Here is a 15,916-nt window from a genome sequence, read left to right as displayed (position 1 = left end):
GACTATTCTTGTTCATATTGCTGGACCGCTAAGGTATAAAAATTTGATGCTTGCCGGCCAATCTTTTCTAGCGAGAAAGCCTGCCGACAATGCTTGTACCCTTCTGCCGCGATTTTTTCTAGTGTAGGGGTATCATCAAATAGTGTCATGACCTTTTGAGCCAAATCATCGGCATCGCCTCCACGAAAAAACACACCACTAACACCATCGTCAAAAACTTCTCTCACCCCCCCGACATAAGGTGCAACAATAGGAGCCGCCGATGCCAAAGACTCAACAACCGTATAGCCTAAAATTTCATTCCTCGAAGCCATCACTGTAATATGCGACTCCCGCCTTAATTGCTGAATAAGTGAGCCACTCGACGGACCTATGTAACGAAGACTAGACCGCTGCTCTTTTGGCAAACAATTATCAATGGCTTCTTGTATACGCATTTTCCCATCTGCATGTTCAACGCCGGGGTCAGGCCCGACAAACAATAAAGTAGCACTAGGCTCTTTAGCGATAATTTTAGCAAACGCCTGAATGACAATGTCGCCACCCTTATGGGAGTCAAAACGACCAACGAACAAAATTTGCTTAGGTGTATATGACTTAGAATGCCAACAGTCGTCTTTATCGAGAACAGGTAATGGATTGAAAAAAACCGCTTGCAAAGGCCATCGGACATTATACTTCGCCTGAACCTCATCAAGCATCCACTGACAAGGTGAGTTAACATATTGTGCAGACTTAAATGCTCGTTCCTCTCTTTTAAAACGCTGAGAGTCCCACTCATTGAGTGGTCTATCACTGAGCGTACCGTTAACATAGTGCGGCCCATGCAAACGCATAACGATGGGAAAATTCACCTTAGGCTGTAAAAAATAATGCCAACCAAAGGACTCTTCCATTTCTAGAATATCAATAGTACGCTTTTTTTCTATACGACGAATACCCGCTAATATTGATCGCCCGCCAATGTAATAAACTGAAAAACCGATTGATATAGCCTCTCCAATACGAGCAATCAATTTTTCAAAAAATGTGGGCTGATAGTCGGTAATAAACGTGCAATTATCATTAGCAATAAAGGAATCATCACTATCGGGACATGTTCGTCTTCTTGCTAACACAGAGACCTCATGCCCTTGAGCTCGCAAAGCTACCACCATATTATCACTATAAGTCACAATGCCATTAGCTGCACCTTGCCGCGGCCATGATGGGGATATGATAACAATGTGCATAAATTAATAGCCTAAGGATGACCAAACCATTCGAGAAAAAATAAAACCTCCGAATGCTAGCAATATAATATACAACTCTTTCGATAAACTAACTGCTTTAAGAACATATAAACGCGCCATCATATAAATAGCAGGAAGTACCTCCACTAACGCTATGGTAATTAGCAGCCCCATTGCACCCCACCAAAAGTAACTGCAAGCAGCGCCAACAACAAACCATACCAACCGAATAATATTAGCAATAAGTGTCGTTTTTAACTGTCCGTATAATATCAAAGAGACTTCTGAAGGATAGGTAATTAATGTCATTATAGGTGTAACCAACAACAGCGACAGATAAAAGCCTGCTGAGATGTATTCATCAGGATATAGAAGATCAAAAAATAAGTAACTCGCACCACATAGCGCACCTAAACCAACAGCGATAAACAATATGATTTTTTGTTTTTTACCATAGTTTTTTTCAAGATACTGCTCAGGCATCTCTCGGTATACGATCGACAAATAGGGCTGCAAAACTCCACGAGCATATTCAACAGTGAAGCTTTTTGCTGCAGAAGCAACACTAAAAGCAATAAAATATAGCCCCAATTCAGAAACACTGAGTATTCGCCCTAACACAACCTTATCAAACTGCAGCAGCAATAAAGTAATAATACTTGAAGGAATAATAAATTTAGCCCAATGCAAAAATTCAAAAATGATCGCTCGATCAAAATAAAAACCGGTTCCATGCGAACCAATAAAAATCAAACCCAAAATAATTTGCAAGGTCGGGTTAAGCACCATAGATGCAATCACAAGCCAGTAGCTACCCGTTAAATAAACACCAACGACAGAAAAAATAACCGAAAGTAACATGCATGCAAAACGAACATACATCACTCTAGCAATTCTATTCTGTCTCTCGATAGCGATAAAACCGATAGGAATTAGGCTTTCAGCAAAAAAACATAAACACATTACTTTCAAAACTAAAGACAGCTCTGGAATCATGAAGAATTCAGCAACATACCCAGAAGAGGTGTATAACAAAATGGCTAATATGGCATTACGGATCAGCTTTATCGTCCATAATGTTTTGAGCAAATACTTTTCGTCACCATCCTTATGCTTAAGAATAAATGCACGAAAACCACCATCAGAAATCATCTCAAAAGCAAAAATAACAGTAAACGCAAGGCCAAATATAGCGAAAGCGTCAGGGCTTAAAAAACGCGCCAATAGTAAGTTACTCAATAGACGAATAACATTACCAAATAGCTTGGTCACTACCAGTGCTTGCATACCGCTATCTTTAAAAGAAAGCGGTAACTTATTAAATAATGTAGATACAATAGTGGACATATAAACTCAACAACAACGATTAATGATGCAATCTCAACTACTTATATTCAATAATATGAAACCCACGGCGCAGTAACTTTTTGTAGTAAAACGTAGCCACACCTTTTGCCTCCGCGAATTTACTCAGTACCAACGAAAGCGAATACACAAAGGATGTCATAAAGCCCAACCGTTTCTTATTTTTCAGTGATAACTGAATCACTTTCGCGCAGTATATTCCCAAAAACATAAGCACCCAGGCTGATATAGTCATAGACAAGGTGATAATAAGCAGTGCCAAAACACTCCAAAACACAGCCCTTAGCACTTCAGCCCGGTAGTATTTTTCACCACCAGCCCCATGAAGATCAAAACCTTGAGCGTAGGCATGTCCTGCCCGCTCACAGCGCTTCCACCACTGACTAACACTGGTCATTGCCGCGTCATGCAAAGTCATCGGCGCATCTATACGCTCAATCAACCAACCACCTTGTCGCCATCGGTAGCACAATTCAGGCTCTTCGCCAGCAATCACTTGCGAAGAAAAACCACCGACATCACGTAGTGCATGCGCACGACACATAAAATCGCCACCGGTTGCCATTGCCAAGCCAATAGGTGTGTTCCACTCAATATCACACAAACAGTTGTACCAAGTCGCTTCGGGGTAACGCTCTTGCCTACGGCCACAGACAGCAACCACTTGCGAGTGAGACTGCAGATGAGAGACAGCCGTCGACAACCAATGCTTACTAACTTCACAATCGCCGTCAACAAACTGGATGTAACATATATCGTGGTAGTGCTCCAACAAATAACGATAACCTTCGTTACGCGCCCTAGCAGCACTAAAAGGGGTAGACATATCTAACTCAATACTGTCGTAGCCCAGCATTTTAACGAATTGAACACTATCGTCAGTGGATCCAGAGTCGACATAAACAACACGGACATCAGAAGTCGCTAGAGAATGAACACAAGCCCTTAAGCGTTCGCCTTCATTACGGCCAATCACAACAATGCCTACACGGCTCATGGATTCTGTTTTTATCGAATTATTCATTAACGGAAGCAAGCGAGGTTATTGTTGGTTTACCAGCAGACACGACAGAAAAAGCGGGAATATTATCAGTGACGACACAATTAGGACCAATGACACTGTGGCGACCTACGACAATATCGCCAACAATGACAGCACCTGTACCAATATTAACACCCTGCTCTATCGTTGGCTTAGCGGACAAATCGGTTAGATCACGGATGCCTAGCGTTGTATTTTGTCGAATAATAACATCATCGCCTATTTGACGAGCACCGATTATCATCCCGCCAAAATGCTCTAACTTCACTCTACGCCCTACCTGCACAGTATAGTCTAGCTTAATGCCACAGCACACTTGAGCCATTTTACGCAATAAACGATACATCAATGTCATAGGAAAACGAAGCAACCGATAGCGAATACCCATCCTCCAATTACCAAAGCGATTCACAAAAAGCGCAAACAAACCTTGAGAGAAAAAGGCACTATCGTGAGTTCTGTAATCTTCTTTTACTAGCTCAACAAAGCTCACTTCTTTAGGGTTTCTATTGGATGAACCATCCCAAAGAGGAGGCGCTTTTGTTCGACATGCTTGTGTTGATGCATGGCTATACTTGCCAGAATTTTCTGCAGCATCAGATGATTTAAAATCTGACGAGACCAAACGCTCCGTCCGTGATATTTCTTTAAAACCTGAAAAAGAAATCTCTCTCCAGTTAGGCGGCAGTGACCCTAAAAACAATTCGATTTTTATCGAGAGCTGTACTGTTTGTAACGAATCAACACCAATACTTTTTATCGTTTGATCATAATCAACATCCTCCATCGGCACACCAATCACAGCAGCGACATCACTCATCAATTGATGCCAGCTCAATGCAGTTATCACTTCTGCATCATCCCCTTGCTGACTATCATGTTCGCTTTGCATGTATGACTTTGTTAACTCATGATGCTGAACCTTACCTGTCGATGTTTTTGGCAGTTGAGAAACAACCTGATAGCTTAATGCACTGTTTGCTGTAATACCCAATTCGACCAACGCTTTTTGAGCAATCGCTTTAATGCGGGAAAGAGCATTACCATCAACACCGGTGATAACGTAAGAAACTAAAAAGCCTTCTCCATAGCTGGCATTCGGAATACGAGAAACCGCAAGCTCTACACCATTTATTTTTTCGGATAATAAGCGCTGATGAAGCACCACTTCTAAACGCTCCGTTGAGAGCTTCTGCCCTCCGCAGTTTACGACGTTATCTGCACGACCTAAGAAATAGAGAAAGCCATCTTCATCGATACGACCAAGATCGGTTGTTTCAAACCAACCATCTTTCCCCGGAACACTGACACCCTGCTCGCCATTATGCACATCCGTGGCGAGATGTTCACCACGGATGCAAATTCGATTATTATCATTAATTTTGATCGCCGTACTACCATAGCAACAACCTACGCTATCAAGCTGGGGGGCAATTACACTATCCAACGATAACAATGTTGTTCGAGACGCTTCTGTCAGTCCGTAATGCTGAATAATTTTTGCATTAGGAAATAACACTTTGATCTGTCGTTTTTCTGCTGCAGTCATCGCTTGACTACCAATTTCGAGCCAACGGAGTTTATCCCCATGACCATCCAATAAGCTCGGTGACTGGATCAATAGCCGCAACAAGCTCGGAACTAATGAAAGCGCATTGACACGACCTTTCGCCAATAGAGACGCTAATTCTCTAGGGTCAAAACCATTAGGAGGGACATAGCAACAACCGCCAACAGCAGCAACATGCCGGCAACGCCCAAAACCAAATGAATGGTAAACAGGCACACCAATATACTCTTTCACGGTTGAATCCATTTGCATAATAGCCTGCAAACGCTCAACAGTATTATTTAACGCGCCACCGGATATGCGAACGGCTTTTGGCAGGCCTTCGGTACCGGATGTAAAAGCAATGTACACAATAGAATCTGCCGAAGGTATATCCAACTTTGGTTCATACCAGTTATTATCATCTGACGTGACGGTAACGACATCAGATACACCCGCAACCCTAATACGCTGTTCATCTTGATTTGATCGTAGAGGCACCACAGTTTTGCCCGCATTTAGCGCCGCAAAAACCGACCGCACATAAGAGGTAGACTGATGCTCAACAACACCCACGATGTCAGAAGAAGGATTATTTTTCATTTGATGTATCAATCGCTATCATTGATGGATAATATTACAGTTAGTTAACTAAATAGTTGCTGCTTAGCAGCATTAACGTCGTCACATTACAACTGCATCACTACAGGCCAGACACTGCCATGAGTATAACACAGGCCAAGGTTGCCATTATTACTGTCACCTTCAATAGCAGTGGCTTTATCACCAACTATTTAAACGCGCTATCCTGTTACTTAACGGATTCTTCTTTCCGGTTAATCATTGTCGACAATGCGTCGACCGACGACACCGTTGATCGCATAAAACAGTTTACACAAACAGTAAAACTGCCAGAAACTTGCGTGCAAATTATCAAACTGAAAAAAAACATAGGCTTCGGCAGGGGCTGTAATGAAGGGGTACGTTCCGCCGCCAAAAGCGACGCTTTATATTATTGGTTTTTAAATCCAGATACCGAGGCATTAGCTGACAGTGCAATAAAACTCCTAGATACCTTTCAACAACACAAAGAAGCCGACTTTGTCGGAAGTGTATTAACTGATGAACAACAACAAATCCGAGCCGGCGCATTCCGCTTTCCCACCATTACAAACATTTGCTTATCAACTCTTAGACTTCGCATTTTAGACAGCTTATTTACACAACACACAACAGCAATACCGATAGAAAAAAAGCCTTATCGTGCTGACTGGCTGACTGGCGCTTCATTCATGGCTAAAAAGTCAGCAATAACGAAATTAGAAGCATTTGACCCGCATTACTTTTTATATTTCGAGGAAGTTGACCTATTCTATCGAGCAAAAAAGTCAGGGCTGTCCGCATGGTGCGCTCCAGACAGCAAAGTCTTCCACATATCAGGCGCATCCACGGGTATCAATCAAAAAAAGCAAAGCCACCTAAGACCTAAGCGCCAACCAAAATACTGGTTTGAATCTAGACGCTACTTTTATCTAAAAAACTACGGCAGACTATATTTTATTTTGCTCGATTTTCTCCAAGTGACTTGTTTACTGGTATGGAAATTACGCACAAAACTGCAAAAAAAACATGATGACACGGCCAAATGCTTACTCAGAGACATTATAAAGCACAGCTACCTCGCAACAATAATCACTAAAAAGAAATAACTATTTGAGCAATTAAGAGTCAGCAGGAGCTGCTTTTTTAGCCTCTACCACATAAAAAATCATCACACCTAAACAAATGAATAATAGCAATACCTGCCCCAGAAAATTCAAATATTTATCAACCACCGGCATCGTATTTTCTATATGCTCAAATGTGGAATGAAAGAAGAATATGTCAAATAGCGCACTACGTGTTATCTCCTTCGGCAATAGACCCAAGAAATGAACAATATCAGGTATTAACCCCCACATACCCACCAAAAAAATGACGACAGGACAATACAAAAACCAATGCGGCTCCTTCCGATATAGCCATTGAAAGAAGCGACTAGTTTCTTTCCACTGCCGACGCTTTCTAGCAATGACCGCACATGCCGCAGCACCTACGACGCCACCCACAGCAAAATAAAAATGCTTTTCAGGCATGCGACCTCCTTCGCTTTTTTACACGCACCTGTTTAAAACCGCGCCGCCTCAACTGCTTAACAGTATGAATGTAGTACAAAATAATTATTATGTATAACAAACCACAAGCAAGCACAACCGCATGGATATTACCTAACCACTGAACCGCAAATGGCTGACAATGTAATTGTGAATAAAAAAAGAAAGCGTTCAGCCAAACGGGCAACTCACAGGTAAAACGATCAATAAAAAAGTAAGGCGCCGCACCCAAAAAACCCAACAAAAAAGGCAGGAATGGACTATAAAGTCTCACCGTTAATACCCGCGAACATATAAGCAAAAGTAATAGAAACAGGCAATAACCCGCCATAAAACTAATGCCAAAATGCCCCATGCCCGTTAAATAGTCAGCCACATTAAGCCTCTAATAAACACCTAATAAATATTCTTAGATGTGAGCGTAAAAGGGGTTTTGCACAATATTTTCACATCCAACCACAAAGACCAGTTATTGATATACTCAACATCAAAACGCACCCTTTCACGCATCTTATTCATCTCTTCTGTTTCACCACGACAACCATTCACCTGAGCCAAACCAGTAATACCCGGCTTAATGCGATGACGTAACAAGTAGTTTTCGATATGGTCATCATAATAATCGTTATGCGCAACCGCATGAGGCCTAGGCCCTACAAGCGACATTTCACCCGATAACACATTAAATAGCTGCGGCAATTCATCGATTGATGTTCTTCTCAAAAAACGACCAATTTTTGTAATTCGCTGATCATCTTTTGTCGCCTGCTTTACATTAAGATCATCATGAAGGTACATGGTGCGAAATTTCCAAATATTGAAGACCTTGCCATCCCAACCATGCCGCTGCTGCTTAAAAAATGCAGGGCCTTTAGAGCCAACTCGAATAGCAATAGCGACCACCAAAAACAGAGGCGATAACACTAGCAACAACAAAAAGGACAAAACCTTATCCATAACATCCTTGAATAAAATACTGGTTCTTGTCGATGTAATAGGGCTTTCATTAAGAAAGATCAGCGGCAAGCCCGCGACCTCTCTAATAGAATGGTTTAACAGCTTTAAGGCATAAATATCAGGCACCCAAATAAGGTCAACATTACTATCCAGTAACTCCACATGAAGCATTTCAACCATGCCAGAATCATTTAACGGAACAGCAAAATACACCCGCTTAATATCGTGATACTTTATAATCCCGCGAATATCTGAAATATGCCCTAGCAATGGCGCTTGTCGCTCTCTTCGCTCTTCCTGACCGGCAGGATTACCATCACCAAACGAGACAAAGCCGACAATTTTATCAGGCAACCATTTATTACCATTAACACTACTAAACAAATGCTCCGCAAGCCTACCCTGCCCGACAATGACACACTCCGTTCTATCAGAGAACTTTTCCCGATAGAAACCTATTGCCCTCGATGTTAAACCATAGGTGATAACTTGCATTACAAAGCCAAGCAATGCCCACTGTAAAAATACTTCTCGTGAAAAAAAGTCTGAAACCTTAGTCACAAAGCCAATAGCAAGCAGCACTAGTAAAAACAGCATCCAAGCCACAAACAATCGGTATACAGCCTCAAAGAATGAACCAAAGCGCCGATAGACGCCAAAAATGCTATAAGTCGTAAACTGCAACAATGCCGCTGTGATCATTAAAATACGGTAGCCAGCCGGTATTTCCCCCAACTTAACTTGCACCAAAATAGCCAAAAGCAACACGGTTAATATAATATCTACGGCTATCTGAAAAACATAAACAATAGACTCACGCTTTTTGAGTAACTGTCGCCGCTTGGATAGCTGATCATATGTCTTCATAATGTGCACTTTGAAATAACGCGAACAAAAAACCAACCAGTAAGGCGCCTCACCGGATCTAGTGTATAATTAGCATTCTTAACTTAATGGCAAGAATGGCGTGCAAAACGACAATTATCACACAGAAAGCCTAGCACACCAATGCAACAATATGGCGACCTGCTCTAATAATAGACGCCACCTAACCATAAAGCCGAAAATATGAATTATTCAGCCTCAGCACATAATAATCACCCCTTCCTGTTTTACAATTTATTAGGAATGATTATTTACCTCCCTTTACCTCTGGGTAGTCATCGGCTTTTAGCATGGTCAATATTGGAAGCTTGGGTTTTTAGCGTTTTATTCGTATGGATATTTCTCTGCTTTCAGCAAAAAGCACGCATGCCGGAATATTGGAAAAAATGCTGGCCGGCGCTATTCGCCCTTACCGGCTTTGCAGCGATCAGCTTATTACAACTCACCCCTCTGAACTCTTCATCTCACAATATTAGCGTGCTTAATGATCTAAACTGGGCAACCTTCAGTCTCGACCCTCATGCCACTATAGAACAACTATTGAAAACTAGCGCTTATATTGGCCTATTCATTCTTACCATCGCCCTTGTTAACACAGAGAAACGCATCAAGACCGTTTTGCAAGTATTCTTCTTTTGCGGGGTATTCCAGGCAGGCTATGGCGCCTTCATGACATTAAGCGGCATTGAGTATGTTCTTTGGCTACCCAAAGAGCATTACATCGGTAGAGCAACCGGCACATTTATCAATAGAAACCACTTTGCTAACTATTTATCGATGTGTGCCGCTGCGGGTACAGCACTACTTCTTATCGACTTATCAAAGAAAAAAGTAAAAGGTCTTAAGAATATGCTTATCGGATTATTGCATTTTATGCTTAGCCGTAAAATGCTATTTCGTATTGGGCTCGCTCTCATCGTTGTTGGCATTGTGTTAAGCCGCTCAAGAATGGGAAATACCGCTTTTTTTATCAGCTTAGTCAGCGCTGGGTTTATCTGGATGATCCTGACCAAGCGAGTAAGCCGAAATGCCATCATATTCCTCACAAGCTTGATTATTATCGACCTGTGGGTAGTCGGTAACTGGTTTGGTTTTGAAGAAGTCACCGCTCGCATTCAAAATACCTCCGCAAGCACAGAAACCAGAGATGAAGTACTTCGTGACACCCTAGTTTATATCAAAGAAAATCCAATGCTTGGCACTGGCGGAGGCAGCTACTACTCAGTTTACAGCTATTACAAGAGCCCCGACGTCAATGGCTACTACGACTACACGCACAACGATTACTTACAGTTTGTTAGCGAATACGGCCTTATTGGAACTGCCTTTATTGCCCTACTAGTCATCTCTAGTTTATTTACCGCCATAGTGACTCTCTTTAAAAGAAACAACCCCACGATGCAAGCAACCAGTTTTGCGGCTCTTATGACAATTATCGCATTACTGCTGCACAGCCTTGTTGATTTCAACCTCCAAATTATGGCTAATGCTGCATCCGCAACCATATTGCTGGCATTAGCATGGGTTGCCAGGCACTTGACAAGCGCAAAGGGGCGATCGAATCAAAGAGACATTCAGCGCCAAAATAAGCATAAGAGCGGCATAGCTTAAGCATTAAACAGTATAAAAAATCACCAAAAAAACGTGACGCAGTTCACTTTCCTATTGAAATCAAAGGATGTCATTGCTAGAATTCAAACATCGACATACACACAAGTGCCCTCCGAGGGGATAGAACAATGAAAAAAACGATTATTATGAGCATGATAGCGGCATTTGCCCTAGTCTTGTCACAACAGTCACTAGCGACTTACGGCTATCATTCGTATAAGTCCTACGGCAGTTACGGTTCGTCGTATAGCTCTTCAAGCTACTCTTCTTCGAGCTATAATAAATATGATAGCTATAGCTCTTCAAGTTACGGTTCATCGAGCCATAAAAAATATGGTAGCAGCTACGGTTCGCATAACAAGTACAGCGGCGGCAGTAAGTACGGCTCGTACAATAAATATGGCAGCGGTTATAGCAAGTACGGCAATGGCTACAATAAGTATGGTAGTTACAACAAATACAAATGCCATGGCAAATACACCAAATACGGAAACAACGGTAAAGGCCATAAAAGTTACAAAAAATATGGGAACGGTTATAACAAATATGGAAACGGCCATCATAGTCACGGCAATGGAAACGGTTATGGTCACTGCCACTATGAGCCACCACCAAGTGCTTGCTAGTTAGACGCTAGGCATTTACCAAAGACATAAAAAAACCAGCTAACGCTGGTTTTTTTATGTCTACGATTTACAGTAAAAAGAAACTGATTACCCTACAGAAACCATAGCCAGCAATTCATCCGTTTTCTGCTGCATTAAGTTTTCATCACCTCTTGACTCCACATTCAATCGAACGACCGGCTCAGTGTTTGACATCCGCACATTAAAGCGCCAATGAGCAAAAGCCATTGAGAGCCCATCGGTATGATCAATACTCTCAGCATCTGCTGTATAACGCTGCTCTATATTATTGAGCAACGCTTTAGGGTCAGATACTTTCGTATTAATTTCGCCACTACAAGGAAATGCTTTCATTCGATCATCAACTAGCTGCGATAGTGACTTTCCTGACCGAGATAACATTTCAACAACCAACAACCAAGGAATCATTCCACTGTCACAGTAAGCAAAATCTCGAAAATAGTGATGCGCGCTCATTTCACCGCCATACACCGCATCTTCTGCACGCATACGCTCTTTAATAAAGGCATGCCCCGTTTTACTCTGTATCGCTTCGCCACCAGCGCTCGCGACAAGCGCCTGTGTATTCCATGTCAACCTCGGGTCGTGAACGACCTTAGCGGGCGCCTTGCTTAAGAAAGCGGCTGCCAACATGCCGACCACATAATAACCTTCGATAAAACGACCGTTCTCATCGAAGAAGAAGCATCGATCAAAATCGCCATCCCAAGCGATACCTAGATCAGCTTTATTGGCTACCACTGCATCAATGGTTGAACTTCGATTATCTATTTCTAGAGGGTTTGGAATGCCGTTGGGGAAAGAGCCATCGGGCTCGTAGTTAACTTTAATGCACTCAAAAGGCAAGCGAGGAATCAACTCATCCATCACCAAACCCGCTCCTCCATTGCCAGGATTAACAACAATCTTTAACGGCTTAAGAGCGGCTGAATCTTCTATATATGTCATCAAATGATCAATATAGTTCGGGCGGCTCACAAGCTCACTTACCGTGCCTTTTCGCTCCACTGCAGGAAAATCGGCTTTTTCAGCCATAAGCTTAATATCGATTAGGCCTGTATCACCACTGATAGGGCGAGCACCTTCTCGAACAAACTTCATACCATTATAATCAATGGGGTTGTGGCTCGCGGTCACACAAATACCACCATCAATATCACTATGGTGAAAGGCTGCAAAATACACCTCTTCGGTGCCACACTGGCCAATATGCAAGACATCTGCCCCCGCATCGGTGATACCTTCAATCAGCGCTTCGGTCAGCGATGGGCTGCTGGTACGAATATCATGACCAACCACCACTTTCTTCGCGTTAAGGAACAAGGCAAAAGCACGGCCTATGCGATAAGCCACATCTTCATTTAATTGATCAGGCACACGCCCACGCACATCATAGGCTTTAAAACAGGTAATCTCAGTACTCATATTTTTCTCTATTGGTGAACGACACAATCATTGACTAATCCGCTAGCAGTCAGCTACAGCGGTCGATAAACATTGCTGTAAACGTAATTTGTCGCATCAACAAAGCCTTCAACGCTACCGCAATCAAAGCGCTGCCCTTTAAACTTATAAGCCATGACGCAACCGTTTTGCGCCTGAGTCAGCAAGGCATCGGTTAACTGCACTTCACCATTTTTACCCGGTGGTGTATTTTCTAGCACGTCAAAAATATCGGGCGTTAAAATATACCGACCAATAATAGCTAGGTTACTTGGCGCATCAGCGATATCAGGCTTTTCAACCATATCCGACACTTGATAAAGCCCCTCTTTCATTTTTTCACCCGCGATCACGCCAAACTTGCTCACCTGGTCATCAGGGACTTCTTGAATCGCCACAATACTGCAACGAAACTGATTATATAATCGCACCATTTGCGCTAAAACACCCTCATCATCACCCGTCAGACACAAGTCATCAGACAGAACAACACCAAAAGGATCATCCCCCATCAGGCGGCGACCATTAAGAATAGCATCACCCAAACCGCGCATTTCAGTTTGTCGAGTGAACGAAAATTTACCTTTTTCCATGACTTGTCGAATGCTATCCAAGTAACCTTCCTTACTACTTCCTTTTATCTCGCTCTCTAATTCATAATTGACATCAAAATGATCGGCAATGGCACGCTTACCCCGCCCAGTCACAAAACCAACATCAGTTAACCCAGCCTCTAGTGCTTCTTCCACACCGTACTGAACCAACGGTTTATTAACGATAGGTAACATCTCTTTAGGCATCGACTTGGTCGCAGGAAGGAAACGCGTACCATAACCCGCTACAGGAAAAAGGCATTTTTTAATCATAAATTCGCTCACTATAAATACAGACTTAAACTTAGACGATAGCATATTCATCACGAATTTTCTGTGTATATGTGATGACAATAACAGCAATACTGCTAGACAAGGCGCATTTAGCCGCTACAATACCGGCCTTTGGGATAAAATCCTGCCATTTTTCATGACAACTACTCATTGAGGGCAATATGTCTTTAGCCGACGACAACAAAAACAGCTTCACCAAAGAAGAACTTATCGCGTGCGGCAATGGCGACCTCTTTGGCCCAGGTAACGCTCAACTACCGCTACCCAACATGCTCATGCTTGACCGCATTACACACATCAATGCGACCGACGGTGAGTTTAGTAAAGGCAGTATTATTGCTGAGCTAGACATCACACCTGAGCTATGGTTTTTCGATTGTCACTTTCCCGGTGACCCAGTAATGCCCGGCTGTTTAGGGTTAGATGCCATGTGGCAACTGGTTGGCTTCTTTTTAGGCTGGAAAGGTAATCAGGGGCGTGGCCGAGCACTAGGTTCTGGCGAGGTGAAATTCACCGGACAAATTTTGCCTTCAGCAAAAAAAGTGACTTATCACATCGATCTTAAACGCGTCATCGAGCGCAAACTGGTCATGGGCATTGCTGACGGCCGTGTATCGGTTGACGGCAAAGACATCTATTCTGCCAAGGATCTTCGTGTAGGTTTGTTTACCAACACCGATGCCTTCTAAAATAAGCTAGCAATAATTTTATGGCATAATGCCACCCGCGTGGGCAGAGTAACCACTGCCTATCTTTGCGTATTTTTTACCATCGTTTGATTAATAATAAAGAGGTATACCTATGAAACGCGTTGTTGTTACAGGAATGGGCATTGTATCGTGTTTAGGCAATGACAAAGCAACGGTTCTAGACGCCCTCAGAAATGGCAAATCAGGCATTTCTTTTCAAGAAGACTATGCCGAAATGGGCTTTCGTAGCCACGTTGCCGGACAAATCGATATCGATGTTAAAGAGCATATCGATAGAAAAACATTACGCTTCATGGGTGATGCCGCAGCGTATAACTATATCGCTATGAAGCAAGCAATCGATGATTCAGGCTTAAGCGAAGAACAAGTATCTAACGAACGAACAGGAATCATTGTTGGCTCAGGTGGCGCATCATCGTCAAATCTCGTCGAAGCGGCTGATGTATTACGGGAACGCGGATTAAAGCGCGTCGGCCCTTACCGCGTCACCCAAACAATGGGCAGTACAACTTCAGCATGCCTAGCGACTCCTTTCAAAATCAAAGGCGTCAACTACTCGATCTCCTCTGCCTGTGCGACTAGCGCACATTGCGTTGGCAACGCCATGGAGTTAATACAACTCGGCAAACAAGATGTCGTATTTGCTGGTGGAGCAGAAGAACTGCACTGGTCAATGAGCTGCTTATTCGATGCAATGGGCGCTTTATCCACTAAATATAACGACACACCTGAAAAGGCATCGCGTGCTTATGATGCTGATCGCGACGGCTTTGTTATTTCTGGTGGCGGTGGCTGCTTAGTTCTTGAGGAATATGAGCACGCCAAAGCACGTGGAGCCACTATCTATGCAGAACTGGTTGGCTACGGCGCTACCTCTGACGGATATGACATGGTAGCCCCTTCTGGCGAAGGCGCGGCACGCTGCATGAGACAGGCTATTGCCGATATTGACGCACCGATTGATTACATCAACGCACACGGCACCAGCACACCTGTCGGTGACCTTGCAGAACTACGCGCAGTCAAAGAAGTTTTCAGCGACACAATTCCAGCGATTAGTTCAACAAAATCCCTAGCAGGCCACTCATTAGGAGCAACCGGTGTTCAAGAAGCTATATACACTTTGCTAATGATGAAAAATCGCTTTATCTGTGCCTCTGCCAATGTAGATACGCTAGATGATGAAGCTACCGGCTTACCTATCGTTACCGAGAGACAAGACGATGTCGACATCACCTACGCCTTATCTAACAGCTTTGGTTTTGGCGGCACCAACGCTTCGCTAGCATTTAAAAAACTATAATAGTACAGGCCTTTATTGCACTGACAATAAAGGCCTTTTTATCTTTCCTCACTATCCAACATACTACTTACCACTCCCAACTAGCCCCAAATAAACCTAACGACATCAGCTCATAAAATAGAGCCGTAGTGA

Annotated in this window: 15 protein-coding genes; 5 read left to right on the top strand and 10 right to left on the bottom strand. The window is 43.0% G+C overall.

What is annotated here, in order from left to right; genetic code table 11:
• Nucleotides 1-2: 2 nt before the first annotated feature.
• The 4 genes from ACZ5O6_RS02560 to ACZ5O6_RS02545 are packed head-to-tail and all read right to left on the bottom strand — an operon-like array spanning nucleotide 3 to nucleotide 5,791.
• Nucleotides 3-1,232, bottom strand: coding sequence for a glycosyltransferase family 4 protein (locus tag ACZ5O6_RS02560; protein WP_447092113.1), 1,230 nt, complete (start codon nucleotides 1,230-1,232; stop codon nucleotides 3-5).
• A gap of 3 nt (nucleotides 1,233-1,235) precedes the next feature.
• Entirely contained in the window at nucleotides 1,236-2,579 is a 1,344-nt protein-coding gene (locus ACZ5O6_RS02555) for an oligosaccharide flippase family protein (RefSeq protein ID WP_447092114.1), read from the bottom strand.
• A 37-nt stretch (nucleotides 2,580-2,616) separates the two neighbouring features.
• Nucleotides 2,617-3,621: a glycosyltransferase family 2 protein gene (locus ACZ5O6_RS02550; protein ID WP_447092115.1), complete on the bottom strand. Its 1,005-nt coding sequence runs from the start codon at nucleotides 3,619-3,621 to the stop codon at nucleotides 2,617-2,619.
• Nucleotides 3,614-5,791: an AMP-binding protein gene (locus tag ACZ5O6_RS02545; protein WP_447092116.1), complete on the bottom strand. Its 2,178-nt coding sequence runs from the start codon at nucleotides 5,789-5,791 to the stop codon at nucleotides 3,614-3,616. The genes ACZ5O6_RS02550 and ACZ5O6_RS02545 overlap by 8 nt, the downstream gene beginning before the upstream one ends.
• A gap of 119 nt (nucleotides 5,792-5,910) precedes the next feature.
• Between ACZ5O6_RS02545 and ACZ5O6_RS02540 the strand changes: the two genes are divergently transcribed.
• Nucleotides 5,911-6,897, top strand: coding sequence for a glycosyltransferase family 2 protein (locus tag ACZ5O6_RS02540; RefSeq protein WP_447092117.1), 987 nt, complete (start codon nucleotides 5,911-5,913; stop codon nucleotides 6,895-6,897).
• Between the two features lie 12 nt (nucleotides 6,898-6,909).
• Here the strand turns inward: ACZ5O6_RS02540 and ACZ5O6_RS02535 are convergent, their stop codons facing one another.
• From ACZ5O6_RS02535 to ACZ5O6_RS02525, 3 genes are read right to left on the bottom strand one after another with little or no spacing between them, the layout of a single operon-like run.
• The gene (locus tag ACZ5O6_RS02535) at nucleotides 6,910-7,323 is read right to left on the bottom strand and encodes a hypothetical protein (RefSeq protein WP_447092118.1); all 414 of its coding nucleotides are present in this window, start codon (nucleotides 7,321-7,323) and stop codon (nucleotides 6,910-6,912) included.
• Nucleotides 7,316-7,717 carry a hypothetical protein gene (locus ACZ5O6_RS02530; protein ID WP_447092119.1) on the bottom strand — a complete coding sequence of 134 codons (402 nt, stop codon included), beginning with the start codon at nucleotides 7,715-7,717 and terminating at the stop codon, nucleotides 7,316-7,318. Before ACZ5O6_RS02530 ends, ACZ5O6_RS02535 begins: the two co-directional genes overlap by 8 nt.
• A 20-nt stretch (nucleotides 7,718-7,737) precedes the next feature.
• Nucleotides 7,738-9,165 carry an undecaprenyl-phosphate glucose phosphotransferase gene (locus ACZ5O6_RS02525; RefSeq protein ID WP_447092120.1) on the bottom strand — a complete coding sequence of 476 codons (1,428 nt, stop codon included), beginning with the start codon at nucleotides 9,163-9,165 and terminating at the stop codon, nucleotides 7,738-7,740.
• 201 nt (nucleotides 9,166-9,366) lie between these two features.
• Here ACZ5O6_RS02525 and ACZ5O6_RS02520 point away from each other — a divergent pair, with 201 nt between their 5' ends.
• Together ACZ5O6_RS02520 and ACZ5O6_RS02515 are read left to right on the top strand one after the other, a co-directional pair.
• Nucleotides 9,367-10,794, top strand: a complete 1,428-nt coding sequence (locus ACZ5O6_RS02520) for an O-antigen ligase family protein (protein WP_447092121.1) — start codon at nucleotides 9,367-9,369, stop codon at nucleotides 10,792-10,794.
• A gap of 128 nt (nucleotides 10,795-10,922) precedes the next feature.
• Entirely contained in the window at nucleotides 10,923-11,420 is a 498-nt protein-coding gene (locus ACZ5O6_RS02515; protein WP_447092122.1) for a hypothetical protein, read from the top strand.
• Between the two features lie 87 nt (nucleotides 11,421-11,507).
• Here ACZ5O6_RS02515 and ACZ5O6_RS02510 read toward each other — a convergent pair whose 3' ends face one another.
• From ACZ5O6_RS02510 to ACZ5O6_RS02500, 3 genes are read right to left on the bottom strand one after another with little or no spacing between them, the layout of a single operon-like run.
• Nucleotides 11,508-12,866 carry a phosphohexomutase domain-containing protein gene (locus ACZ5O6_RS02510; protein WP_447092123.1) on the bottom strand — a complete coding sequence of 453 codons (1,359 nt, stop codon included), beginning with the start codon at nucleotides 12,864-12,866 and terminating at the stop codon, nucleotides 11,508-11,510.
• Between the two features lie 53 nt (nucleotides 12,867-12,919).
• Nucleotides 12,920-13,750 carry a UTP--glucose-1-phosphate uridylyltransferase GalU gene (galU, locus tag ACZ5O6_RS02505; protein ID WP_447092124.1) on the bottom strand — a complete coding sequence of 277 codons (831 nt, stop codon included), beginning with the start codon at nucleotides 13,748-13,750 and terminating at the stop codon, nucleotides 12,920-12,922.
• A gap of 31 nt (nucleotides 13,751-13,781) precedes the next feature.
• Nucleotides 13,782-13,922, bottom strand: coding sequence for a hypothetical protein (locus ACZ5O6_RS02500; protein ID WP_447092125.1), 141 nt, complete (start codon nucleotides 13,920-13,922; stop codon nucleotides 13,782-13,784).
• A 10-nt stretch (nucleotides 13,923-13,932) separates the two neighbouring features.
• Here ACZ5O6_RS02500 and fabA point away from each other — a divergent pair, with 10 nt between their 5' ends.
• Both fabA and fabB read left to right on the top strand, forming a co-directional pair.
• Nucleotides 13,933-14,460: a bifunctional 3-hydroxydecanoyl-ACP dehydratase/trans-2-decenoyl-ACP isomerase gene (gene fabA, locus ACZ5O6_RS02495; protein WP_447092126.1), complete on the top strand. Its 528-nt coding sequence runs from the start codon at nucleotides 13,933-13,935 to the stop codon at nucleotides 14,458-14,460.
• A gap of 112 nt (nucleotides 14,461-14,572) precedes the next feature.
• Entirely contained in the window at nucleotides 14,573-15,784 is a 1,212-nt protein-coding gene (gene fabB, locus ACZ5O6_RS02490) for a beta-ketoacyl-ACP synthase I (RefSeq protein ID WP_447092127.1), read from the top strand.
• Nucleotides 15,785-15,916 lie beyond the last annotated feature (132 nt).

Source organism: Eionea flava (genome assembly GCF_055393785.1).
Note: the sequence above shows the minus strand (reverse complement) of the source record. Positions and strands in the feature narration are given on the sequence as shown.

Coding starts and splice junctions, on each gene's coding strand:
- ACZ5O6_RS02560 (WP_447092113.1), bottom strand. CDS start 1,232: ATGCACATTGTTATCATATCCCCATCATGGCCGCGGCAAGGTGCAGCT.
- ACZ5O6_RS02555 (WP_447092114.1), bottom strand. CDS start 2,579: ATGTCCACTATTGTATCTACATTATTTAATAAGTTACCGCTTTCTTTT.
- ACZ5O6_RS02550 (WP_447092115.1), bottom strand. CDS start 3,621: ATGAATAATTCGATAAAAACAGAATCCATGAGCCGTGTAGGCATTGTT.
- ACZ5O6_RS02545 (WP_447092116.1), bottom strand. CDS start 5,791: ATGAAAAATAATCCTTCTTCTGACATCGTGGGTGTTGTTGAGCATCAG.
- ACZ5O6_RS02540 (WP_447092117.1), top strand. CDS start 5,911: ATGAGTATAACACAGGCCAAGGTTGCCATTATTACTGTCACCTTCAAT.
- ACZ5O6_RS02535 (WP_447092118.1), bottom strand. CDS start 7,323: ATGCCTGAAAAGCATTTTTATTTTGCTGTGGGTGGCGTCGTAGGTGCT.
- ACZ5O6_RS02525 (WP_447092120.1), bottom strand. CDS start 9,165: ATGAAGACATATGATCAGCTATCCAAGCGGCGACAGTTACTCAAAAAG.
- ACZ5O6_RS02520 (WP_447092121.1), top strand. CDS start 9,367: ATGAATTATTCAGCCTCAGCACATAATAATCACCCCTTCCTGTTTTAC.
- ACZ5O6_RS02515 (WP_447092122.1), top strand. CDS start 10,923: ATGAAAAAAACGATTATTATGAGCATGATAGCGGCATTTGCCCTAGTC.
- ACZ5O6_RS02510 (WP_447092123.1), bottom strand. CDS start 12,866: ATGAGTACTGAGATTACCTGTTTTAAAGCCTATGATGTGCGTGGGCGT.
- galU (WP_447092124.1), bottom strand. CDS start 13,750: ATGATTAAAAAATGCCTTTTTCCTGTAGCGGGTTATGGTACGCGTTTC.
- ACZ5O6_RS02500 (WP_447092125.1), bottom strand. CDS start 13,922: ATGAGTAGTTGTCATGAAAAATGGCAGGATTTTATCCCAAAGGCCGGT.
- fabA (WP_447092126.1), top strand. CDS start 13,933: ATGTCTTTAGCCGACGACAACAAAAACAGCTTCACCAAAGAAGAACTT.
- fabB (WP_447092127.1), top strand. CDS start 14,573: ATGAAACGCGTTGTTGTTACAGGAATGGGCATTGTATCGTGTTTAGGC.